Below are 22,270 nucleotides of genomic sequence, written 5' to 3'. Positions count from 1 at the left end.
GGTAGGCAGGTGGCAGGTTCGGGGCCTGCCAGGCCCTGAGGGCGTCAGCGACGCATGCGCATGCCGCGTCCGCCCATGACCAGGCCCACGGCTCCGAAGCCGAGGAGGCAGGCGACGGCGCCGATCAGCACGTTGTTCCAGATCATTCCGGCCGTGGGGTGGTGCCCAAGGGTGACGCCCCACGGAGAGATGATCATCCAGACGCCGATCACGGCGCAGGTCCAGGTCAGTCGGTACATCCGGTCGCCGGCCGTGGTGAGACCGAGGCCGAACGCGGCCAGGACAAGGCCGATGATCAGGTTGTTCACGGAGAGGTCGATGTTGCTCGCCCGGAAGTGGACGACCCAAGGGGAAATGGCTGCGTAGATTCCGGTCAGCAGCACCAGTCCGTCGATGGCGACCGCCTCCCGGCGGGCGTCCAGCTTCGCGTACCGCTCTCGCATCTCGGCCAGGTCGGGATGGCCGGTGATGTCGGGAGCGCGATGTCCAAGGTCAGACATCCCACTCACTTCCTCGCGTTAGCTCGGGATAAGTAGATTATTCACCGTTTCGGGCTACTTGTACCGATATGCCGAGCGCGAATTTCGAGGAGGGTGTGGGCAGTTGTGCCGGTAGGCCTGTGGGGCCGGTGGGATCAGGCCCGCTCCGGGGTGCGCGCCCGGAGCTCGTCGCGGACGCGCTCCGCGTCACGGTCGCGGTGGTCGTGGGCGGTGAAGGTCGAGGTCGCGACGGGGAAGCCGCGGCGGGCCCGGCGGGCGTTGCGCTCCAGGCCGAGCAGGACAAGTGCCATGGTGCCGAGCGGGATCAGAATCTCCATGGCATTCAGATTGCGCTCGGCGAGATCCTGCCACCAGTGGCAGGAGCGCCCTGGTGCGTCGATATCCTGCCACGAACGGCGTAGGCTGTCCCTCATGCTGCGTACGGTTGCGGTGCCCCTGATCGACGACTTCGCCTCGTTCGAGTTCGGCGTGATCTGCGAGGTCTTCGGCATCGACCGGACCGAGGACGGCGTGCCGCCCTTCGACTTCCGCGTCTGCGCCCCGACGCCCGACCGCACCGTGCGGACCTCCTTCGGCGGGACGATGACCGCGCCCTTCGGGTTCGACGCCTTGGACGACGCCGACCTGATCGCCCTGCCGGCGTTCACCATCCGCGACCCCTACCCGCCTGAACTGCTCGACGCCCTGCGCGAGTCGCACGAGCGCGGCGCACAGCTGCTGACCGTCTGCAGCGGCGCGTTCGCCCTCGCCGCGGCCGGGCTGCTCGACGGGCGGCGCTGCACCACCCACTGGCGTCACGCCGACGACTTCGCGGACCGCTTCCCGAACGCCAAGCTCGACCGCGACGTGCTCTACGTCGACGACGGCGACATCATCACCAGCGCCGGGACCGCCGCCGGGATCGACGCCGCACTGCACCTGGTCCGCCGCGAGATCGGCTCCGAGGCGGCCACGGCGATCGCCAGACGGATGGTCGTCCCGCCCCAACGCGACGGTGGGCAGCGCCAGTTCATCGTCCAGCCGGTGCCCGAGCACTGCGCCGACAGTCTGGAGCCACTGCTCTCCTGGCTGAGCGAACGGCTCGACCGCGAACACTCGGTGGCGGAACTGGCCCGTCGGGCGCACATGTCCGAACGCACCTTCGCGCGCCGCTTCGTCGCCGAGACCGGCACCACCCCGCACCGCTGGCTCTCCGCCCAGCGCGTGCTGCACGCCCGACGGCTGCTGGAGCGCTCGGAGTTGACGATCGAGGAGATCGCCCGCGCGTGCGGCTTCGCCACCGCGGCGATGCTGCGCCACCACTTCCGCCGCGCGGTCGGCGTCGCACCCGCCGAGTACCGGCGCGCCTTCGCGCAGACGGCCTGACCCGGGACCGGGTGTCGGGGCGGTCGACGCGCCGAGGGTGTGACGAGGAGGTACCTGCGCGGAAGGGGTGGCGCACCATAAGATCAGGCAATGGCTGAGATGGCTGACACCACCGAGACGACGCCCGGTTGGCTCGACGTCGACGACCTCGAATCCGCGCGGGCCCAGATGCCCGTGCTCTACGTCAACGCGGTGCCCGTCCGCGTCGACGAGGGCGGCGAGGTCACCCACATCGGACTGCTGCTCCGCATGGGCACGGACGGCACTGTCTCCCGCACGTTGGTCTCCGGCCGCGTGCTCTACCACGAGCGCGTGCGCGACGCGCTCGTGCGGCATCTGGAGAAGGACCTCGGGCCGGTGGCGCTGCCACGGATCCCGGCCTCGCTCCAGCCGTTCACGGTCGCGGAGTACTTCCCGACGATGGGGATAACGCCGTACCACGACCCACGGCAGCACGCCGTCGCGCTGGCGTACGTGGTGCCGGTCGCGGGGGACTGCCGACCCCGGCAGGACGCGCTGGACCTGGTCTGGTTCACCCCCGAGGAGGCCGCCTCCCCGCTCGTCCAGCAGGAGATGGAGGGCGGCCAGGGGGCCCTGCTCAAGCAGGCCCTCGCCCACACGTCCTGCCTGCCCTGACCACCGGCTCCGTGACCCGGGCTGCCGCCGTCGGGCGGTGGTCCGGGTTTGCTGTGTCTGCCCCGTACAAGGCCCGACGGAGGGCCCGCCGAGCCCGGCGAGGTCTGAGGGACTGTCAGTGGGCGCGGCTAGACTCACGGCCATGGGCGTTGAGCACGGATACTCGTCGGGAGAGCTGCCGCTCTACTTCGAATGGCACCGCGAATCCCAGGCAGCGCAGCCTCCCCTCCTGCTCGTGCACGGTGGCGGATCGACGATCGACTCCAACTGGGGCCGCCTCATTCCGGAGTTGGAGGCGTCGCGGCGCATCCTCGCCGTCGAGTTGCAGGGGCACGGCCATACCGGTTCGGGGGAGCGCCCCGCCTCGTTCGAGGCGTCCGCGGACGGCGTCGCCGCCTTGCTGCGGGAGCTCTCCGTGGAGCCGTGCGACGTGCTCGGGTTCAGCAACGGCGGCCAGGTCGCCCTGCAACTGGCGGTCCGGCACCCGCGGGCCGTCCGCCGACTCGTCGTCGCCTCGGCGCCGTTCCGCCGCGACGGCATGGTGGACGGATTCTGGGAGGGGCTCGCGGCGGGCAGCTTCGCCGATCTGCCCCAGCCCTACCTTGAGGCGGACCTCAAGGCCAGCGGTGACCCGGCCCACGCCGAGCGCATGTTCCACCTCGACCGCGAGCTGATGCTGACCGGCTTCACCGATTTCCCCGACGCGCTGATGGCCTCGATCACGGCCCCGACCCTCGTCATGGCCGCCGACCAGGACGTGATCCGCATCGACCACGCGCTCCGCCTGGCCTCCCTCATCCCGCAGGCCCGCCTGCTCGTGGTTCCCGGCAACCATGGTGACTACCTGGGCGAACTGGCCGCCGCCGTCGATGCGGGCCCGCTCCGGCGAACGTTGCCCTTCATCGTCGACTTCCTCGCCTAGGGCCTACTCGCCCGAGGCCCGGAAGGCGCTGGCGAACGCGGTGTGGGCGCGCCAGCCCAGGGACTCGTAGAGCGCGCGGCCTTCGGTGGTCGCGCCCAGAACGGCTCGGGAGGCGCCCGCGGTCAGCGCCTGCTGTTGGAGGCTGCGCACGACCACCGAGCCGAGGCCGCGCCGCTGGTGGGCCGGGGTGGTGAGGATCTGGTCCGGGACGGCGACGTCGCCCGCCAGGCCCGCCTGGCCGCGCGCCGCCAACGATCCGTCGGGCGCGGCGACGAGAACGCGGACGACACCGCCCTGGGTCCAGGTGCGGAGCTGGTAGCCCGGCGGCAGCGCTCCCGGTTCGGTGGGGGTGAGTTCGACGGACATCAGGAAAGCCGCCGAGTCGAACGCCCATGCGTCGCCGAGCCATTGCCCGACCAGTGCCTCCGGCTCCGCGCACGAGCCGGGCAGGAACACCTTGAGCCACCAGCCCTGGCCCTGCGCCTGCGCGGCGGCGTCCCGCACCCGTTCCGCATCCGCTTCGACGACCACGTGCCTCGCCACCTGGGTCGGCTGCCCGACGTCGAGTGTCCACCCCCACGGCTGCGTACGCGGATCCGAGGCCCCGCGCGAGACCGCCCACCCGGCGACCCAGTCCCGGACATGGGAGGGGACGCCGCAGGCGGGAGCGTCGGGCGTTGCCAGAGGCGATGCAAGAGACGATGATGTAAGTGATGCAGAAGGCATGTGGTCATTACATCACCCGACGCCGGCAAGCGCCATGGCTCACCCGTGGGCGGCTGTGCGTGGCGTCGTCACCGCGCGAACTTCTCGCGGGCTGCCGGGGTGACGGGGGTGAAGAAGTTGACGAGGTTGCCGTCGGGGTCGCGGAACAGCAGCGACCGGTTGCCCCAGGGCATGGTCGTGGGCCCGGCGACGAAGTCGGTGACGAAGCCGGTCAGGTTCTGGTGCACGCGGTCCACGTCGTCGACGAGGAACTCGGTGATCACGCTGTGGTTCTCTGCCGGACGGGCGGAGCCCGGGGCGAACAGCGGGACGGTGCGGGTGCCGGCGATCGCGAGGGTGGCGGCGGGGGTCCTGAGTTCGGCGAAGTCCTCGGTGGCCCACGCGGCCTGCACCCCCGTGGCTCGCTCGTAGAACGCGACGAGGCGTGCGACGTCGCTGGTGATGATGCGGATCGAGACGAAGTCCATGGTGATCTCCTCGGCAGGCGGAATCGCTGTCCCTCGCAGGCTAGGAGCAATAGAGGACAGAATCGGTCCTGTATCGGCACTAGGCTGAGTACATGCCCCGACCCACCGGCCGCGTGCTGACCCTCCTGGAGCTGCTGCAGTCCGGCGGCACTCGGACGGTGGCCGAACTCGCCGACCGGCTCGGCGTCGAGGGCCGGACCGTGCGGCGCTATGTGGACCAACTGCTCGACCTCGACGTGCCGGTGGAGTCGGTGCGCGGTCGTTATGGCGGGTACCGGCTCGCCCCCGGGTACCGCCTGCCCCCGCTGATGCTCAGCGACGACGAGGCGTTGGCCGTGCTGCTCGGCCTTGTCGCCGGCCGCCGAGCCGGGTTGACGACGGCGGAGCGCACGGCGAGCGAGACGGCGTCGGCCAAGATCCGGCGGGTGTTGCCCAAGCACATCGCCCGTCGGCTGGACGCGCTCCAGGAGTCCCTCGCCTTCACGGATCGGCCCGGCACGGCCGACGCGTTCGGCACACCGGACGCCGGGATCCTGCTCACCGTCGCCGACGCGGTGCGCCACCGCCGACCGGTCTCGATCCGCTATACCGACCGTGAAGGACGGCGCAGCGAACGCACCTTGCACGCGTACGGGATCGTCGCCCACTCGGGGCGCTGGTATGTCACGGGCACGGATCCGGGGATCGGCGAGGACCGGACCTTCCGGCTCGATCGCATCGCGGACGCCCGGACTCTGCCCGGCTCGTTCGAGGCACCCGTGGGTCCCGATCCGGCGGAGCGCGTGGTGTCAGGGTTCGCCACGGCTGAGTATCAGCACGAGGTGGTCCTGCGGATCCAGGGCACGGTCGAGCAGATCCGCGCCCGTCTTCCCGCCAGCGTCGCCACCCTGGAGGAGTGCGTGCCCACGGCCGTCACTGATGATCAGGCGGCCGAGGGCTGGCTGCGGGTCCGGCTTCGGGTGGAGCGGCTCGACTGGTTGCCTGCGCTGCTCGCCACGCTCGACCGTCCGTTCGTCATCGAGCGCCCCGACGAACTGCGCGACCTCGTCAGCGCGCTCGCCCAACGTCTCGCGTCCTACGCCCGCCAAACCTGAGGCCGTGTGGCTACGCGCCGCGGACGCGCCGCTGCTGGTGCACCAGGATCTTGCCGAGGTGCAGCTCGCCGGTGACGTGGATCCGCAGGCGCGTCGGGACCTCCTCGCGCCGGAACCGGCCGGTGCGGCCGGATCGGCGTCGGCCGCGCTCCTTGAGGCCGCCGAAGGTGAACCGGACCTGGTCGCTGTCGACCTCGATGCCCGGGTCGGTGATCAGGACCAGCGATCCGCCGCGCATGTCGAGGTCGATGTGCAGGGTCGGGTACGTGATCCGGGCCTCGGTGAGGTCGAGGACGACCTTGCACCACTCGGCGCGCAGTTCCAGCCGCTGCGGCACGGTCCATGCGCCGCGACGCGCGATCTGACTGCCCTTCTGCTCGATCAGCACGGTGTCGCCGGGCGTTGCCGGCGCGGCGAAGTCGGCCACGCCCGTCGGGATGCCGGTCGGGGCGCCGGACGGCGGCAGGTCGGCGGTCAGCGGGACGAGTTCGTCGACGGTGCGGGCGGTGAGCGCGGCCTCGACCCGCTCGTCGAGCTCCTCGACGGTCAACCGCCCTTCGCCCGCCGCGGTCTGGAGCCGGTCCACCACGGCGTCGCGGTCGGCGTGGGAGGCCTTGAGCGCGGGTGCTCCGACGTCGGCCCCGGCCCTGCCGACGAGCCTGTCGACGGGCTGACTGTCCGCTGCCATGAGATCTCCCCGTGCTCGGCTGCGATCACTGTGATCACTGCGATCGTTCGGTCGTCTGCGACGTACGGACTTACGATATATCGCGAAAGCGTTCACGGCCAAGCGCTCGATGTCGATCGAACGAGCAGAGCAAGCACGGCGGGCACACCTCAACCCGTGGGTGTGCCCGCCGTCGTGGACCTCGTCGTACCTGCTGGGTCAGGGCACCTGCGGACGGTTGGGCGTGGTCTCCTGCGTCGGCATGGAGTTGCTGCTGGGCAGCGGGTACGGGATGCCGACGTCCAGCGTTCCGGCCAGCGCGTTGAGCACCGCCTGCTCCGCCGCCGAGGTGTCGCCGAGCGAGATCTGCGGGAGCGAGGGGAAGGCGGTCGTGGGCGCGGCGCTCAGGTTGAACGCGCCGCTGAAGTCGCCGGTGACGCCGCGCCGCCAGGCGGTGAGGTTGGGGACCTCGACGCCGAAGCGGGTCTCGATGAAGCGCAGCACCGAGGTGTGGTCCAGCGTCTCCGAGTGCACGAAACCGCCCGCACTGAACGGCGAGATGACCAGCGCGGGCGTGCGGAAGCCGAGCCCGATCGGGCCGTTGACGCCGCCCGCCGCCGACGGCAGCGTGGCCAGCCACTCGCCGGGCGTGCCCTCGGGCGCGGTCGGCGGGACGACGTGGTCGAAGAAGCCGCCGTTCTCGTCGTAGACGACGAAGACCGCGGTCTGCGCCCACACGTCCGGGTTGGAGACCAGCGTCGCCAGCACCTCCTGGACGAAGTACTCGCCGTAGTGCGGCGGCGCGGCCGGGTGCTCGCACTCGGCGACCGGCGGGATGATCCAGGAGACGGACGGTAGCGTGCCGTTGGCCACGTCGGACTGGAAGGTGCCCGGATAGGTCGGCGTGAGCGCGCGGGAGATCAGCTCGCTGCCGGTGACGGAGAACGGGTTGTTGTACGCCTTGAAGTAGGGGAGCGGGCTGAGTGCCAGCAGGCCGATCGGGTCGTTGTAGACCTTCCAGTCCACCCCGGCCTGGAGCAGCCGCTCCGGCATGGTCTCCCAGGAGAGCTTGCCGTACTCGCCCAGCCGGTTGCCGAAGGTCTGGACGACCGGGCCGCCCTGCGTGCCCTCCGGGTCGATCGAGGCGGACATCAGCATCAGCCGGTTGGGGTCGGTCGGGCCGAGCACCGAGCAGTGGTAGCCGTCGCAGACCGTGAACGCGTCGGCCAGCGCGTAGTAGAACGAGAGGTCGTCGCGGGTGTAGTAGCCCATGGTGACCGGGCCGTTGGTGGCGCCGTCCGCCGAAAGGTGCGCGGAGACGAAGGAGTCCATCGCCCCGCCGTTCCAACTGCGGTGCTGCGTGGCCCAGCTGTGGTCGATGTCGTTGGTGGTCTGGCCGTCCTCCAGCGGCGGGTCGCTGAGCAGCCGGAACGGCTGGAGGTAGCCGGACGCGGAGGCGCCGGTGCCGGGCTGGAAGCCGAACTGGTCGAAGACCGGGTAGCTGCTGCCGCCCACGGTCTGCTGCGGCACGTTCGGGTCGCTGAAGCCGCGCACGCCGGAGAGGGTGCCGAAGTAGTGGTCGAAGGACCGGTTCTCCTGCATCAGCACCACGACGTGCTTGATGTCGGAGAGGGAGGCGTTCGTTGTCGACGCCGCCAGCGCGCTGTCGATCAGACGCGACTGCGCGGCGGTCGGCCCCTTTGGGCGGGCCGCGCCCATCAGCGCCGCGGCTCCGGCGGCGGACGCCCCGGCGATCAGGCCGCGCCGGGTGATCCCGCTCCTGCGCGACGCCGCTGACGCCCCTGCTGCCGCTGACGCCCCTGACGCCACTGGCGCCACTGACGGCGCGGACTGGGCCGACTCTGGCTCCTGGGCTGCGTTCTGACTGTCCGTCATGAGCTCTGGCCTCCGGTGGGCGACGATGTTACTGATGCGTCGTCAACCATCATGGGCGTGAGTCTTGCGTACAGGTGTCCGAATGCCGCGTTCGAGCTTAAGGGCCGATGAGTTTCCGTGTCATGTACAGCATCGGACGTACGGACCCTACGAGCGGGTCGCGCCGAAGCCGGTCTCGTGGTCCCAGACGTGGGTGCAGCTCGGGCACTGGAGGTGCAGGCGGCTGCCGGTGTTGGCCAGCAGGTAGCGCCAGTGGCCGGAGCAGGTCCGGGCGGCGCCGCAGTCACCGCAGTCGCGGCTGTCGTCGCAGGAGGGGCACGGCACCCAGGCGCGGCGGCCCAGGTCCGCGTGCGGGTCAATCGGCAGCACGGCCGGACTCCCGCGCGGGCAGCACACCCGCGGCCACCAGCTCGTCGTGGATCCGCTGCTGTTCGGCGTCGAGGCCGGAGTAGAGCAGCTCGTAGGCGGCGTCCTCGTCCTGCAGCACGGCGACCGGGTCCCAGTCGGGCCCGAGGGCGTCCATGACCAGGGCTCGACGCTGCGTCTCCTGACGGGTCAGGTCGACGTCGAAGGCTATGAGGCCGGTGTTCGGGCTGGATTCGTTGTCGCGCGTCATGCCGGACTTCCTGGGTGGTGCGTGTGCGTGGTGCTTCAGGTCTTCTTCCTGGGTATCAAAGAAGCCGTCGCTCCAAAAGGGGCATTTCGCCAGGTGGGGGCATGTGGGCACGTGTCCTTGCTCACGTGGTCCGTCGCGCGCGTGATTCAGGTCACACTCGGCATGCGTGCTGCGCGGCTGTCACGCGCTTGTCGTGGGGGACCCGTGGGCAGGCGCGGGCAGGGGTGGGCGGGGGTGGGAGCCGCGCTGCCGGTTCATTTCGTCACTCTGCGTTGCCGGAATCCTCGTCGTTCTCGCTCTCGCGCGCGGTCAGCGCGGCGCGGATCCGCTGCAGCAACTCGGCGTCGACGGGGGCTGCGTCGCGCAGGGAATCCATCTCGCTGGGGGATATCGGGCGGCGGGGTGACTCAGACACGCGGGCACCTTACCTCGTCAAAGTGGCAGTTCAGCGAGTAGTGGGTGCGGAGAACCGGCGAGCGGATCGTGAAGGAACCGTGTCCGTCGCCGGTCTGCCCCCACTGCTCGGGGTGTCCGTTCGAACGTACCCGATCGGGTCGGCCGGTCGGTCACCCCGCCCCGCTCGGGGGTCGCTCCGCGAGCGCACGGCCGTCGCACAGCGTGTGCGTAGGGTGGTTGCGGCCCGCCCGTCCGATGCGCACGCTGTACGACGGTGCCGGCGACCGGCAGCCGCTGCAGCGGCGGATTTGCGGGTTCGTCAGCCGTCGCTCCGTCAACTCGCTTGCGGCGTCAGGGAGGACGGGAACGGGCCCGTTCCGGGGGTGTGCGAAGTGGCACGGACATGCCGTCCCACCTGCGGAAAGGTCCCGAAAAAAGCCTGATCGAAGGACTCCCCACGAGGGGCTCTCTGCCACTAACGTGCCTGGTCATGGACCCCGTGCTCGTCTCCGCCGTGGCTCCGGTCAGCACCGCGCACCCGACCGACCCGATCCACTGGCGTAGCTCCAACCTGCCGCTCACCGCTCCGGTGCCCGTCCCGTGCCGGTTGCGGATCGACGACGAGGTGGTGGCGATCGACAGCTGCCGCGGCAACGGCCCGTACGTGGTCCACCTGACCGCTCCGCTGCAGCGCGCGCACGCACAGGGCGCGCCCGTCACCGTCCTCGACGGCGGTGAGTGAGCTGCGGCGGAGCGGCGACCGAGCTGCCGGGTCCGGCCCGACCCCCGAGCGGGCCGGGCCCGGCTGATTCTGTGACGGACCGTCAGTAGTCGGTGAAATTCCGGTGACTGTCCTCCGCCCCAGCGCCTAGGCTCAGCCCCCGCGTCGGGCGCGCGCCCGACGACGGGAGGAGATGTCGTGGAGTTGCTGCCGGAACTGTTGGTGGACGGACTGTCGCCCGGGCGGCCGGCGGTGTCGCCGGACGGGCGATGGGTGGCGTACGTCGTCGAGCCGGTCACCTTCACGGGGGAGCTCTGGAGCCTGCTCTGGGTGGCCCCGGTTGACGGCTCCGCGCCGCCCCGGCAGCTGACGGACGGCAAGCGGCTGGTGGCGCAGCCCCGTTGGACGGCCGACTCGACCGCGCTGGTCTTCCTGGCGGACGGTCAGCTCATGCGGATCGACCCGAGCGGCGGCGACCAGCGGGAGCTGCTCTCCTGGGACGGCGGGATCCTGGACCACCGCCCTCTCGCCGACGGCGCGATCGCCTTTATCGCGCCGCCGCAGCCCGGTGCGTCCGCGGCGGGGGAGAGCGACGTCATCGTCTGGGGCACCGAACCCGGCGACGGGCTCTGGCTGCTCCCGCCGGGCCAGGGCAGCCCGCGACGCCTGACCGGGCTCGGAGCGCTCGACGGCCGCCACGTAGTCACCGCCGAGGTGCGCCCGGACGGCCGCGCCCTCGCAGTGATCAGTTGGGACGTCCCCGCGGAGGAGCCGGGAGCCTGGACCGCGCGCCTTCACGTCGTCGATCTGGCCTCCGGAGCGGCGCAGGACCTCGGGCCGACCGCGATGTACGCCGATTCGCCGGTGTGGTGGCGAGCCGGTGGGGGTGACGGGCACGACGCGCATGACTGGCATGTGTCCTACCTCGGCACGACCCCGCCCGGCGGGGCTGGCGGGCGCGCGGTGCTCGACGTGACGGTGCCGGAGTCGGGCGTGGCGGCCCTCCCGGCTGCGGCCACGAGCGCGGACGCCTGCCGGCACCGCGACCTCACCGAGGGCCTGGACGTCTGCCCGACCGACCTGGTGCAGCACCCCGACGGGCGGCCGCCGCTGGCCCTCTTCGCCGAGGGACTCGACAGCGCCCTGCGCCGGTACGACCCGGCTACCGGTTGCTTCGACCGCTTGACCGTGATCCCTGGGCGCGCCGACGGTCCGGCCGTCGACGGCACCGGCGAGGTGGTCGCTCTGCTGATCAGCGCCGGGCACGCGCCCGTCGACGTCCACGTACGACGCGGTGCCGAAGCGTTTCGGCAGGTCAGCGACACAAGGCCGCACTTCCGCGAGGTCGTCTGGGGCGCACAGGAGCGCCTGTCCTGGCGCGCGCCGGACGGCCTGGAGATCGAGGGCGTGCTCGTGCTCCCGCCCGGCCGGACGCGCGCGGACGGCCCGTTCCCGCTCCATGTGAGCCTGCACGGCGGACCGTACGAACGGTGGGCCGACCAGCTGCAGTTCCAGTGGTACCTCTCGGCCCAGTGGCTCGCGGCCTGCGGGCACGCGGTGCTGATGCCCAACCCGCGCGGCAGCGAGGGCCGTGGACACGCGTTCGCGGCCATGGTGTCCGGGGATGTCGGCGGCGCCGAGTACACCGACATCATCGCCGGGGTGGACCACCTGGTCGACGCTGGCGTGGCCGACCCCGAGCGGCTCTCCGTCAGCGGCTGGAGCCATGGCGGCTACATGGCCGCGTGGGCGGTCACCCGGACGGACCGCTTCCGTGCCTCGATCGTGGGCGCGGGCATCGCCGACTGGGGGCTCCAGGTCGCGCACGGCGAACTGGGCACCCAGGAGGCCTTCCTCGGCGGCTCCACCGGCTGGGAGGGACCGGGGCCCCACCCGCACGACGCCGTGAGTCCCGTCTCGTACGCGGCGGCCATCACCACCCCGGTGCTGATCCTGCACGGCGAGGCGGACACCAACGTGCCCCTCTCCCAGGCGATCTACCTCCAGCGCGCGCTCAGCCACCACGGCGTCCCGCATCAGCTGGCGGTCTATCCCGGGGCGGGCCACATCGTCGCCGGGCGGGAGCACCAGCGCGACATCATGCTGCGCGCTCGGGACTTCCTGGCTGAGCACGTCCTGCTGGCAGGGCAGGCGGAGGACGCCCGGGAAGCGGCAGGATGTGAAGGCGACAGGGCCGACAAGTGACCGGCGAGGGCACAGGGAGTGCACAGTGTCGCGTAGTCAAGGAGTTCTCCGGGCAGAGTATCCCAAAGAGACAAAGGTCACTTGAGCCTGCGCCCGGTGTCTCGTAGCCTCGGCCGCAGTCTTCACACGTTCGGCGTCTCGGAGATCCCATGAGCACCGCAGGACCGCAGTCGGCACCGCCCGCCACGCTGGACGACGTGCGGGGCTGGTTCTTCGCCGTCGACCGACATCTCTTCGTCTGGTTCCTGGAACAGCAGAAGAAGGCGGAGACTCCAGGGAACCTGATCGAGATGGGCGCCTACCTCGGGCGCAGCGCGATCATGCTCGGGGACTACGTCCGCGAGGGCGAGACCTTCACGGTCTGCGACCTGTTCGACTCCGAGGCCCCGGACGAGGCCAACTCGGGCGAGATGGCGGCGTCCTACCGCGACACGCTCACCCGCAAGGCCTTCGAGAGCAACTACCTGGCCTTCCACGACGCGCTGCCGGACCTCGTCCAGGCGCCCACCTCGGTGATGTCCGACGGCCGCGTCGAGCCGAAGTCGGCGCGGTTCGTCCACATCGACGCGTCGCACCTGTACGAGCACGTGATCGGCGACATCGCCTTCGCCAAGGAGACGCTCTCGCCCGAGGGCGTCGTGGTGCTGGACGACTACCGCTCCGAGCACACCCCCGGCGTCAGCGCGGCGGTCTGGGAGGCGGTGGCCACCATGGACCTGCTGCCGATCGTCGTCTCCGCCAACAAGTTCTACGGCACCTGGGGTGACCCCACGCCGCTCCAGGACCTGCTGCTGGAGGAGCTCGCCGAGCACCCGGAGCTGACCGCGTACGAGGAGCGGATCCGCGGCAACCGGATCATCCGGCTGCGCAACAAGGCCGGTCTCAAGGCGCCGTCGTTCCGCACCTCGCGGTTCCACGACCACATCGTGGCCGAGCGCACGGCCAAGGCCGAGCGGGAGCGCCGCCTGAAGGAGGCCGAGGCGGCAGCGCTCCCCGCCCGCGCCAAGCGCCTGGCCAAGGACCTCCTGCCGCCGGTCGCGACCCGCGCCATCCGCAACGCGCGGCGCGGGGGCCGCTGAGGCGGTATCGCCCGCGTGTGGCAGCGTGTTCGGGCCTCCGCCGGAATACGCTGCCTGCCATGTCCACCAGGCCGACGCGGGGTCGGCGCGCCACGGTCGCCGACGTGCACCGGATCGCCGCCGCGATGCCGCACGTGAGTGTGGTGCAGGGGCCGCGCAGCAACCCGGTCTATCAGGTCGGTTCCAAATCCTTCGTCTTCTTCAGGACCGCGCGACGCGACGCTGTCGATCCCGAGACGGGGGAGCCGTACGACGACGTGATCGTCTTCTGGGTCCCCTCCGACGCGGAGAAGCAGTCACTCGTCCAGGATGGGACGAAGCCGTTCTTCACCACCCCGCACTTCGACGGGCATCCGTCGGTCCTGCTGCGCGCCTGCCGTGTCGGTGAGCTCGACGTCCAGGAGCTGACCGAGCTGATCCAGGACGCCTGGCTCTCCCAGGCCTCCCGCACCCGCGCGCAGGCGTGGCTCGCCGAGCACGGCTTGGCCGACTGACGCAGCATCACGCGGACACCAATCTGTCCTTCGACGGGGTCCGGTTCACCATCACCACCCACGACGCCGGCGGCGTTCTGACCGCAACCGACTTCGCCCTGGCCGCGCAGATCGACAAGGTCGCCGCCGGGCACGCCGGAGAGCTGGACGTCGCTCCACCTGCGTGATGACGTGCGGTGCGGTGGAGCGACGAATGAAGCGCCTGCGACTACCGTCCTGCCGGGAGGAGCGGATGTCCGAGAGAGTTGCCCAAGCCATCGCCGCAATCCACACGGAGCCGATCGCCAGCAGGACCGTTCCCCCCACTCCACCGCGCTGCTGCCACGCGAGGGCGAACGCGGCCAGGATGCCCACGACTCGGAAGACCAGCACGACGGCGAGCACCGGGGCCAAGGCAACGACCATGATCGACGGCCCGGACGGGCCGTGCTGCCGGGACTGCCGCGCGAGGTACAGCGTGAACCACCAGACGGCTGCCTCGCAGAGCAGCCCCAAACCCAGAAACGACCACCACACGGCGGGCCCCCTTCCCACGGCATGCTGGGTTCCAGGATCGCGCTGCAGCGGCGTGGGGGCATGAGTCCGGGTACTCACATATGAGGCCCCGTCCGACGGGGGATGCGGACGAGGCCTCACCAACAGTATGCACCCGCACAGTTGAGGAATGCACGGAATGGCTGAGACGGCTTTGCAGGTGGGCCGTTGCCAAGGTTGTTGACGGCCGGTCCGATGGACGGGTCGAGCGCGTCGGCGTGTCAGCCCGATGGGTGCAGGTGCAGGAAGTCCAGGACGGCGGTGAGAAACGCGTCCGGCGCGGTGGCGTGGACCAGGTGTCCGGCAGGGATGGTGACGAGGCGTCCGTTCCGCACTGTGCGGGCCAGTTCGGCGACGCCGTCCTGCGGGATGTGGCTGTCCGGTCCTCCGGCGATCACCAGCGTCTGCGCGGTGATCGCGCCCAGCTGGTCCAGCCACTCGACCGGAGGGGTGTCCAGCTGCTTCCGCAGCGCCAGCACCATCTCCCAGTCGAACGCCAGCGGACCGTCCGGCCGGGTCGGGCGCGTGGGTACGCGCGGACGTGGCAGCGGCACGTCCTCCAGCACCAACCGTCCCACGTGGCCGGGCCGTTCCGCCGCGACGAGGTAGGCGACCACACCACCGAGCGAGTGCCCGACCAGGTCGACGCGCTCCAGCCCGAGCGCGTCGAGGAGGCCGAGGACGTCGTCCCGCAGCAGTTCCAGCGAGTAGGCGCCGGGCCAGTCGCTGTCGCCGTGTCCGCGTAGGTCGAGGGCGTGGACGCGGTGGCGGCGAGCGAGGGCGGGCAGGACGCCGTCCCAGTCGGCCGCGCCCGCGCCGAGCCCGTGCAGCAGCACCAGGGGTGGAGCGTCCACCGGTCCGGAAAGCCGGTAGGCGAGGCGGACCCCGGCGACGTCGATCGAACGCTGGTCGGTCATGCCAGGCCTGAGGTGTCGTAGGTCAGGTCGTTGGCGACCAGCGTCGTCGGCTGAAGGCGCAGCCAGGTCGTGCCGCGTGAGGTGGGGTCGTCGTGGAGGTAGGCGCGGAAGCGCGCGTCCCAGCGGGACTCGTCCGGGCCGAGGTAGCGGGTGAGTTTGCGTCGTCCGCGCGGTACGTCGAACGGCGTCAACTCGGCGCGGCCGCGCGCGATCACCTGCCGGACCAGTCCGCTGACGAGGTCGCACTCGTCCACCACGAGCGCCACGTCGGGATCCCGCTCCACCCGCCGCATCAGCCGCGCCCAGGGCCCGGTCAGCACCCAGAACGCGCCCTCCTCCCACAGGTACCAGACCGGGCGCACCGTCGGCCCGTTGGTGGCGATCCGAGCGGTGAGCGGTTGCGCGAGGAACTCGTCCACGTCGAAGGAGGGTGGTGGCGTCATGGCCCTATCCTGCGCCGTACGCGATGGCCGGGACCAGCCGGTGGGTCTGTCCGGCCCGTGTCAAAACGGGCACAGGAAGGTGGGTATTCGGGCATTGCCACATCCGCCCCACGGCTCCGAAGGCAGCTCTGATCTGATGGTTCGCGCTGATCGAAACGGGCAGACATCGGTTTTGATTCCCTCGATTACGGGCGGCTTCGCGCCACCCGGGCACCGGTATAACTCTGCTACGGGCACCAAGCGGGCGTGCGATGTCCGAACGGGCGGAGCGCGTCCGGAGACGTGACGAAAGGCGGGACGGGCAGATGAGGGCTGAGGAGCGCAAGCACCGGATCCTCGTGCTGGCCCGGCAGGAGGGCCGGGTGGACGTGGCCAAGGTGGCCGCGGACTTCGGCGTCGCGCCGGAGACGATCCGGCGCGATCTCAGCGAGTTGCAGCGTCACGGTCTGGTCCGCCGCACGCACGGCGGTGCCTACCCCGTCGAGAGCGCGGGCTTCGAGACCGGCCTGGCCCAGCGGGTCAACCGCAACGTCGAGAACAAGCAGCGGATCGCCGCCGAGGCGGTGAAGCTGCTCGGCGATGCGGAGACCCTGTTCATCGACGAGGGCTACACGCCGCAGATCCTCGCCGGCCTGCTGCCGGTCGACCGCCCGCTCACGGTGGTGACCGCGTCGCTCACCACCGCGGCCGCCGTCGCGGACTCGGCTCACCTGACCGTGCTGCTGCTCGGCGGCCGGGTGCGCGCCAGGACCCTGGCCACCGTCGGTTCCTGGGCCTGCTCGATGCTCGGCGGATTCGTCATCGACCTGGCCTATCTGGGCTCCAACGGCATCACCAGGGAACAGGGGCTCACCACCCCCGATCCCGTGGTGGCCGACGTCAAGGCGAAGGCGATCGAAGTCTCCCGCAGGCGTGTCTTCATGGGGGACCACAGCAAGTTCGGCGTCAGCAGCTTCTGCCGGTTCGCCCAGGTGAGCGAGTTCGAGGCGATCGTGACCGACACCGGCCTGCCCAACGCCGAAGCCCGGCGCTACTCCCTGCTGGGGCCCACGGTGATCAGGGTCTGACGCCGCGTCGGCCGTAGCGCAGTCACGACCCTTTTGTGCCCTGTCCGTGTGCACTCCTAAAGGAGTGCATGTCATGCACAAGTAATGAACCCACCCATCACCTCCACCCACTCCTCGGAAACCCGACTCCCGGAAAGAAGGACGACATGACCGGTAGACGAAGCCTCCTCCGCCGCACCGCCCCCGTGGGCGCCCTGCTGCTCAGCACCGCGCTGTTGACCGCCTGCGCCGGCGCGGGTGGCGGGAGCGCCACGGGCGGCGCCGCGCACTCCATCAACGTGCTCATGGTGAACAACCCGCAGATGGAGGACCTGCAGCAGCTCACCGCCAAGTACTTCACCCAGTCCACCGGTATCACCGTGCACTTCACCGTGCTGCCGGAGAACGACGTCCGGGACAAGATCACCCAGGACTTCTCCAGCCAGTCCGGCCAGTACGACGTGGCGACCATCAGCAACTACGAGACGCCGTTCTTCGCCAAGAACGGCTGGCTGGCCCCCCTCTCCTCCGAGGCCGCCGCGGACCCCACCTTCGACCAGAGCGACATCCTGCCCACCATCCAGCAGTCGCTCACCGTCAACGGCCAGATCTACGCCGAGCCCTTCTACGGCGAGTCGTCCTTCCTGATGTACCGGAAGGACGTGTTCGCGGCCAAGCACCTGACCATGCCGGCCCACCCGACCTGGGAGCAGGTCGCCCAGCTGGCCGCCGAGACCGACGGGGCCCAGCCCGGCATGAAGGGCATCTGCCTGCGCGGGCAGCCCGGTTGGGGTGAGGTGATCGCGCCGCTCACCACTGTGGTCAACACCATGGGCGGCACCTGGTTCACCAAGGACTGGAAGGCCCAGCTGACCAGCCCCGCCTTCACCAAGGCGACCTCCTTCTACGTGAACCTGGTGCGCGCCCACGGCGAGGCGGGCGCCGCGCAGTCCGGGTTCACCGAGTGCCTGAACGACATGGAGCAGGGCAAGGTCGCCATGTGGTACGACGCCACCTCGGCGGCCGGATCCCTGGAGGGCAGCGGCTCTCCCGTCGCCGGGAAGCTCGGCTACGTGCCCGCGCCGGTCGACCAGACCAAGAGCTCGGGCTGGCTCTACACCTGGGCCTGGGGCGTCCAGAAGGCCAGCCAACACCAGAGCGACGCGTGGAAGTTCATCTCCTGGGCCTCCAGCAAGCAGTACGAGCAGCTGGTCGGCAGCACCCTCGGCTGGTCCCGGGTGCCGGCGGGCAAGCGCGCCTCGACCTACACCAACCCCGGCTACACCGCCGCGGCGACGGCCTTCGCCCAGCCCACGCTGACCGCGATCGACTCCGCCGATCCGCAGAACCCCGGCGTGCAGCCGCGTCCCGCCCCCGGCATCCAGTTCGTCGGGATCCCCGAGTTCGAGGATCTGGGCACCCAGGTCTCCCAGCAGATCAGCGCCGCGATCGCGGGCCAGACCAGCGTCAGCCAGGCCCTGAGCACCAGTCAGTCGCTGGCGGCCAAGGTTGGCGCCCAGCACGCCGGCCAGTGACGCAGAGACGACACCTCGGAGCGACCCCATGAGCACCCCCCTCCTGACCACCCGTCGCGGTTCGCCCGCTCTCGCGGCGCACACGTCCACGAAGAAGCCCCGGCAGCGAGGCGCGTGGGCCCGCCGGGCGCCGCTGCTGCCCGCGCTGATCTTCATGATCGTCGTCACCCAACTGCCGTTCGTCGGCACCGTGGTGATCTCCTTCATGCGCTGGAACGCGCTCGACCCGGCCGACCGCGGGTTCGGCGGGGTGAGCAACTACCGCAACGCACTGACCGATCCCACGCTGCGCTCCGCGATCCTCACCACGGTCGTGCTGACCGCCACGGTGGTGCTGGTGAGCCTGCTACTCGGGCTCGGGCTGGCGCTGCTGCTCGACCGGAAGTTCTTCGGCCGCGGCGTCGTCCGCACCATGCTGATCACGCCGTTCCTGGTGGTACCGGTCGCGTCGGCGCTGCTGTGGAAGCACGCGATCTACAACGCCACCTACGGGCTGCTCAACGGATCGCTGACCTGGATCTGGAGCCTGTTCGGCAGCAGCCACGCGCCGCAGCCCGACTGGCTGTCGTCCGTGCCGCTGATCTCGGTCGAGGCCTCGCTGGTCTGGCAGTGGACGCCGTTCATGATGCTGATCCTGCTCGCCGGGCTGCAGAGCCGCCCGGCCGACGTGGTCGAGGCCGCCAAGGTGGACGGCGCGAGCACCTGGCAGGTGTTCCGCTACCTCACCTTCCCCCACCTGCTCCGCTATCTGGAGCTGGCGGCGCTGCTCGGAAGCATCTACGTGGTGCAGAACTTCGACGCCGTCTTCACCATCACCTCCGGCGGCCTGGGCACCGCCAACCTCCCCTACGCCGTCTACCAGACCTTCTACGAGGGCCACGACTACGGGCAGGCGTCGGCCGAGGGCGTGATCGTCGTCATCTGTTCCCTGCTCATCGCCACCCTGGCGCTGCGCACCGTCTCGTCGCTGCTGCGGGAGGAGAAGCCGTGACCACCGACGTGACCACCGCCGTGATCCGCCGCATCCGGCCCCGACGTCCGGCCCGGTCCGACCGGCGCGCGACCGCACACCGCGACGGGCGCGGCGGCGGCGGACGGGTGCTGGGCCTGGTGGCCTGGCTGTCCGGACTGCTCTTCTTCCTGCCGTTCGCCTGGATGGTGCTCACCTCGCTGCACAGCGAACAGGACGCCGCGACCAACCCGCCGAGCCTCGGCGCCCCGCTGACCCTGTCCGGCTACCGCGAGTTCTTCGGCGCCGGGACGGGGGTCAGCCCCTGGCCGCCGCTGATCAACTCCCTGACCGCGAGCGTCGCGTCGACCCTGCTCGTGCTGGTGCTCGCCATCCCCGCCGCGTACGCGCTGTCGATCAAGCCGGTACGCAAGTGGAGCGACGTCCTGTTCTTCTTCCTGTCCACCAAGATGCTGCCGGTCGTCGCCGGGCTACTGCCGATCTACCTGATCGCGCAGAACGCCGGGATGCTGGACGACATCTGGCTGCTCGTCATCCTCTACACGTCGATGAACCTGCCGATCGCGGTGTGGATGATGCGCTCGTTCCTGGGCGAGGTCCCCAAGGAGATCTTGGAGGCCGCCTCGCTCGACGGGGCGTCCCTGCCGACCACCCTGGTGCGGATCGTGGCCCCGGTGGCCGCGCCGGGCATCGCCGCCACCGCTCTGATCTCGTTCATCTTCAGCTGGAACGAACTCCTCTTCGCCCGGGTGCTGACCGGGGTGGTCGCCGGCACCGCGCCCGTCTTCCTCACCGGCTTCGTCACCAGCCAGGGCCTGTTCCTGGCCAAGGTCTGCGCCGCCGCCGTCTGTATCTCCATACCGGTCCTGGTCGCCGGTTTCGCCGCCCAGGACAAGCTGGTCCAGGGCCTCTCGCTGGGAGCCGTCAAGTGAAGGCAGCCGTCATCAGTGCCCCCGGGGTGGTCGAGATCGTCACGGTCGACGACCCCACCCCAGGGCCCGAGGACGTCGTCGTCGAGGTCGCCGCCTGCGGGCTGTGCGGGACCGATCTCCACATCCTGCAGGGCGAGTTCGCCCCCACCCTGCCGATCGTGCCCGGACACGAGTTCGCCGGGCGGATCGTCGCCGCGGGCGCGGACGTGGTGGGGCTCGCCGTCGGGGACCGGGTCGCGGTCGACCCCTCGCTCTACTGCCACGCCTGCCACTACTGCCGCCAGGGCCGGGGCAACCTGTGCGAGCGCTGGAACGCGATCGGGGTCAGTCGGCCCGGCGCCGCCGCCGAGTTCGCGCTGGCCCCGGCGGGCAATTGCGTCAAGCTGCCCGACCACGTGCGGACCGAGGACGCGGCGCTGATCGAGCCCCTGTCCTGCGCGGTGCGCGGCTACGACGTGCTGCGCAGCCGGATGGGCAGCCAGGTGCTGATCTACGGCTCGGGCACGATGGGGCTGATGATGCTGGAGCTGGCCAAGCGCACCGGCGCGGCCGGCGTGGACGTGGTCGACCGCAACGCCGAACGGCTGACCACCGCCCGCCTGCTCGGCTGCAACCGGACCGCCGCCTCGCCGGACGAACTGGAGCAGCCGCGCGGCTGGGACGTCGTCATCGACGCCACCGGCAACGCGGAGGCGATCCAGGACGCGCTCGGCCGGGTCGGCAAGGGCGGTACCTACCTGCAGTTCGGCGTCGCCGACTACGCGACGCGCGCCACCATCGACCCGTACCGGATCTACAACCAGGAGATCACCATCACCGGCTCGATGGCCGTGCTGCACAGCTACGAGCGCGCCGCCGACCTGTTCGCAGCGGGGGTGCTCGACCCGGAGGTCTTCATCAGCGACCGGTTCGACCTGGCCGCCTATCCGGAGGCGCTGCAGCAGTTCAAGGCGGGCAAGGGCCGGAAGATCCTGGTGACGCCCTGATGCCGGAGAACGGACACGGAGCGGAGTCGGGGGAGGCCGTGGCCCCGACGCTGGTGGTCGGCGAGGCCCTGGTCGACGTGCTGACGGATGGTCAGGGCGTGCGTCGGCCCACCCCCGGCGGCAGCCCGGCCAACGTGGCGCTCGGGCTGGCCCGCCTGGGCTCGCCCGTCCGCCTGGCGACCCGGATCGGTGACGACGCCTATGGGGCGCTGGTCCGGGACCACTTGACGGGCGACGGTGTGGTGCTGGTCGACGGTTCGGTGGCGGCAGGTCCGACGGCCACCGCCGTGGTGACGCTCGACCAGGACGGCGTCCCCGCCTACACCTTCGACCTGCGCTGGGAGCTGCCGACGCGGATGGCGGAGCGCCTGCGCGGCGGTGCGGCGGGCTGCACGCACCTGCACACCGGCTCGCTGGCCGCATCGCTGGAACCGGGCGCGGCCCAGGTGGTCGCCGCCGCGCGGGCGGCCCGTCCGTACGCCACCGTCTCGTACGACCCGAACCTGCGCCCCTCCCTGCTCGGCACGCCGGACGCCGAACGTCCCCGGGTGGAGGCGCTGGTGAGCGCCGCCGATCTGGTGAAGGCCAGCGCCGAGGACCTGGACTGGCTCTACCCGGACCTCGGCGCGGAGCAGGCTGCCGTCAGCTGGGTCGAGCGCGGCCCGGCCCTGGTGGTGCTGACCCGTGGCGGCGCCGGTGCCACGGCCTTCTGGCGGCACGGGAGTTGCGCGGTCCCGGCGGTGCCCGTGGACGTCGCCGACACCGTCGGCGCGGGTGACGCCTTCATGGCCGGGCTGCTGCACGGCCTGCTCACGGCCGGACTGCTCGGCGGCGACGGCGGCCTCGATGGCGACGGCCTCGACGGCGACGGCGAGGGCAGCGGGGACACCGCGGTCGTCGGTCGGGACGCGCTGCGGGCCGCGACGCAGGGTCCGCAGCTGCCACCGCCTCTGCTGGCCGCGCTGCGTCTGGCCGCCGACGCCGGCGCGGCCACGTGCAGCCGCCCCGGCGCGGACCCGCCGAGCGCCGACGAGTTGCGGGTCTTCGGGCGGCTGGGGACCCTCTCCCGGCCGTCGAGCCGACTCTAGGGCCGGCTGTCGTCGCAGCACGAATTGTCACACCG

General features: G+C 71.0%; 26 protein-coding genes. 15 read left to right on the top strand and 11 right to left on the bottom strand.

Annotated features, from left to right (window positions below; all coding sequences use genetic code 11):
* Positions 1-44: 44 nt before the first annotated feature.
* The gene (locus I2501_RS16255; protein ID WP_196194763.1) at positions 45-500 is read right to left on the bottom strand and encodes an SPW repeat protein; all 456 of its coding nucleotides are present in this window, start codon (positions 498-500) and stop codon (positions 45-47) included.
* 134 nt (positions 501-634) lie between these two features.
* Positions 635-817, bottom strand: a complete 183-nt coding sequence (locus tag I2501_RS16250) for a hypothetical protein (protein ID WP_196194762.1) — start codon at positions 815-817, stop codon at positions 635-637.
* Between the two features lie 94 nt (positions 818-911).
* On the opposite strand from I2501_RS16250, the gene I2501_RS16245 reads away from it, so the two are divergent.
* The 3 genes from I2501_RS16245 (at position 912) to I2501_RS16235 (ending at position 3,423) form a co-directional block, all read left to right on the top strand.
* On the top strand, positions 912-1,865 hold the full coding sequence (locus tag I2501_RS16245; protein WP_196194761.1) for a helix-turn-helix domain-containing protein: 954 nt from the start codon (positions 912-914) through the stop codon (positions 1,863-1,865).
* Positions 1,866-1,964: 99 nt separating this feature from the next.
* Positions 1,965-2,501: an NUDIX hydrolase family protein gene (locus I2501_RS16240; RefSeq protein WP_196195026.1), complete on the top strand. Its 537-nt coding sequence runs from the start codon at positions 1,965-1,967 to the stop codon at positions 2,499-2,501.
* Between the two features lie 142 nt (positions 2,502-2,643).
* Positions 2,644-3,423: an alpha/beta fold hydrolase gene (locus tag I2501_RS16235; protein WP_196194760.1), complete on the top strand. Its 780-nt coding sequence runs from the start codon at positions 2,644-2,646 to the stop codon at positions 3,421-3,423.
* 3 nt (positions 3,424-3,426) lie between these two features.
* Here the strand turns inward: I2501_RS16235 and I2501_RS16230 are convergent, their stop codons facing one another.
* Both I2501_RS16230 and I2501_RS16225 read right to left on the bottom strand, forming a co-directional pair.
* A complete protein-coding gene (locus tag I2501_RS16230; protein WP_328806397.1) occupies positions 3,427-3,954 on the bottom strand; it encodes a GNAT family N-acetyltransferase in 528 nt (175 codons plus the stop codon).
* 263 nt (positions 3,955-4,217) lie between these two features.
* On the bottom strand, positions 4,218-4,616 hold the full coding sequence (locus tag I2501_RS16225; RefSeq protein ID WP_196194758.1) for a VOC family protein: 399 nt from the start codon (positions 4,614-4,616) through the stop codon (positions 4,218-4,220).
* 92 nt (positions 4,617-4,708) lie between these two features.
* On the opposite strand from I2501_RS16225, the gene I2501_RS16220 reads away from it, so the two are divergent.
* A complete protein-coding gene (locus I2501_RS16220) occupies positions 4,709-5,710 on the top strand; it encodes a helix-turn-helix transcriptional regulator (protein ID WP_196194757.1) in 1,002 nt (333 codons plus the stop codon).
* 10 nt (positions 5,711-5,720) lie between these two features.
* Here the strand turns inward: I2501_RS16220 and I2501_RS16215 are convergent, their stop codons facing one another.
* From I2501_RS16215 to I2501_RS16195, 5 genes are all read right to left on the bottom strand, one after another.
* Complete coding sequence (locus I2501_RS16215) at positions 5,721-6,398, bottom strand: DUF1707 SHOCT-like domain-containing protein (protein ID WP_196194756.1); 678 nt, start codon at positions 6,396-6,398, stop codon at positions 5,721-5,723.
* A gap of 198 nt (positions 6,399-6,596) precedes the next feature.
* A complete protein-coding gene (locus tag I2501_RS16210; protein WP_196194755.1) occupies positions 6,597-8,273 on the bottom strand; it encodes a phospholipase C in 1,677 nt (558 codons plus the stop codon).
* A 147-nt stretch (positions 8,274-8,420) separates the two neighbouring features.
* Positions 8,421-8,642: a hypothetical protein gene (locus tag I2501_RS16205; protein WP_196194754.1), complete on the bottom strand. Its 222-nt coding sequence runs from the start codon at positions 8,640-8,642 to the stop codon at positions 8,421-8,423.
* Positions 8,629-8,889, bottom strand: a complete 261-nt coding sequence (locus I2501_RS16200; RefSeq protein WP_196194753.1) for a DUF6400 family protein — start codon at positions 8,887-8,889, stop codon at positions 8,629-8,631. The genes I2501_RS16205 and I2501_RS16200 overlap by 14 nt, the downstream gene beginning before the upstream one ends.
* A 262-nt stretch (positions 8,890-9,151) precedes the next feature.
* Positions 9,152-9,304, bottom strand: a complete 153-nt coding sequence (locus I2501_RS16195) for a hypothetical protein (protein WP_196194752.1) — start codon at positions 9,302-9,304, stop codon at positions 9,152-9,154.
* A gap of 471 nt (positions 9,305-9,775) precedes the next feature.
* Here I2501_RS16195 and I2501_RS16190 point away from each other — a divergent pair, with 471 nt between their 5' ends.
* From I2501_RS16190 to I2501_RS16170, 5 genes are all read left to right on the top strand, one after another.
* Complete coding sequence (locus I2501_RS16190; protein ID WP_196194751.1) at positions 9,776-10,027, top strand: hypothetical protein; 252 nt, start codon at positions 9,776-9,778, stop codon at positions 10,025-10,027.
* Positions 10,028-10,204: 177 nt separating this feature from the next.
* Positions 10,205-12,211, top strand: coding sequence for a S9 family peptidase (locus tag I2501_RS16185; RefSeq protein WP_196194750.1), 2,007 nt, complete (start codon positions 10,205-10,207; stop codon positions 12,209-12,211).
* A gap of 149 nt (positions 12,212-12,360) precedes the next feature.
* The gene (locus tag I2501_RS16180; RefSeq protein WP_196194749.1) at positions 12,361-13,290 is read left to right on the top strand and encodes a class I SAM-dependent methyltransferase; all 930 of its coding nucleotides are present in this window, start codon (positions 12,361-12,363) and stop codon (positions 13,288-13,290) included.
* A 59-nt stretch (positions 13,291-13,349) separates the two neighbouring features.
* Positions 13,350-13,784: an MmcQ/YjbR family DNA-binding protein gene (locus I2501_RS16175; protein WP_196194748.1), complete on the top strand. Its 435-nt coding sequence runs from the start codon at positions 13,350-13,352 to the stop codon at positions 13,782-13,784.
* Positions 13,754-13,951, top strand: a complete 198-nt coding sequence (locus I2501_RS16170; RefSeq protein ID WP_328806396.1) for a 4a-hydroxytetrahydrobiopterin dehydratase — start codon at positions 13,754-13,756, stop codon at positions 13,949-13,951. Before I2501_RS16175 ends, I2501_RS16170 begins: the two co-directional genes overlap by 31 nt.
* Before the next feature lie 588 nt (positions 13,952-14,539).
* Here I2501_RS16170 and I2501_RS16165 read toward each other — a convergent pair.
* Both I2501_RS16165 and I2501_RS16160 read right to left on the bottom strand, forming a co-directional pair.
* A complete protein-coding gene (locus tag I2501_RS16165; protein WP_196194747.1) occupies positions 14,540-15,235 on the bottom strand; it encodes an alpha/beta fold hydrolase in 696 nt (231 codons plus the stop codon).
* Positions 15,232-15,678, bottom strand: coding sequence for a pyridoxamine 5'-phosphate oxidase family protein (locus tag I2501_RS16160; RefSeq protein ID WP_196194746.1), 447 nt, complete (start codon positions 15,676-15,678; stop codon positions 15,232-15,234). The genes I2501_RS16165 and I2501_RS16160 overlap by 4 nt, the downstream gene beginning before the upstream one ends.
* 305 nt (positions 15,679-15,983) lie before the next feature.
* On the opposite strand from I2501_RS16160, the gene I2501_RS16155 reads away from it, so the two are divergent.
* The 6 genes from I2501_RS16155 to I2501_RS16130 all read left to right on the top strand — a co-directional run bounded on the left by I2501_RS16155 (position 15,984) and on the right by I2501_RS16130 (position 22,235).
* Positions 15,984-16,745: a DeoR/GlpR family DNA-binding transcription regulator gene (locus I2501_RS16155; RefSeq protein WP_196194745.1), complete on the top strand. Its 762-nt coding sequence runs from the start codon at positions 15,984-15,986 to the stop codon at positions 16,743-16,745.
* A 146-nt stretch (positions 16,746-16,891) separates the two neighbouring features.
* Positions 16,892-18,259 carry an ABC transporter substrate-binding protein gene (locus I2501_RS16150; RefSeq protein ID WP_196194744.1) on the top strand — a complete coding sequence of 456 codons (1,368 nt, stop codon included), beginning with the start codon at positions 16,892-16,894 and terminating at the stop codon, positions 18,257-18,259.
* 28 nt (positions 18,260-18,287) lie between these two features.
* Positions 18,288-19,250 (top strand): carbohydrate ABC transporter permease, encoded by a 963-nt coding sequence (locus I2501_RS16145; RefSeq protein WP_196194743.1) that lies wholly within the window; start codon positions 18,288-18,290, stop codon positions 19,248-19,250.
* 32 nt (positions 19,251-19,282) lie between these two features.
* On the top strand, positions 19,283-20,161 hold the full coding sequence (locus I2501_RS16140) for a carbohydrate ABC transporter permease (protein ID WP_408022744.1): 879 nt from the start codon (positions 19,283-19,285) through the stop codon (positions 20,159-20,161).
* Positions 20,158-21,147 (top strand): zinc-dependent alcohol dehydrogenase family protein, encoded by a 990-nt coding sequence (locus I2501_RS16135; RefSeq protein WP_196194742.1) that lies wholly within the window; start codon positions 20,158-20,160, stop codon positions 21,145-21,147. The genes I2501_RS16140 and I2501_RS16135 overlap by 4 nt, the downstream gene beginning before the upstream one ends.
* Positions 21,147-22,235: a PfkB family carbohydrate kinase gene (locus tag I2501_RS16130; protein ID WP_196194741.1), complete on the top strand. Its 1,089-nt coding sequence runs from the start codon at positions 21,147-21,149 to the stop codon at positions 22,233-22,235. The genes I2501_RS16135 and I2501_RS16130 overlap by 1 nt, the downstream gene beginning before the upstream one ends.
* Positions 22,236-22,270 lie beyond the last annotated feature (35 nt).

This window comes from Streptacidiphilus fuscans, assembly GCF_015690355.1.
Taxonomy (GTDB): Bacteria; Actinomycetota; Actinomycetes; order Streptomycetales; family Streptomycetaceae; genus Streptacidiphilus; species Streptacidiphilus fuscans.
This window is presented reverse-complemented; position numbering and strand designations above follow the sequence as displayed.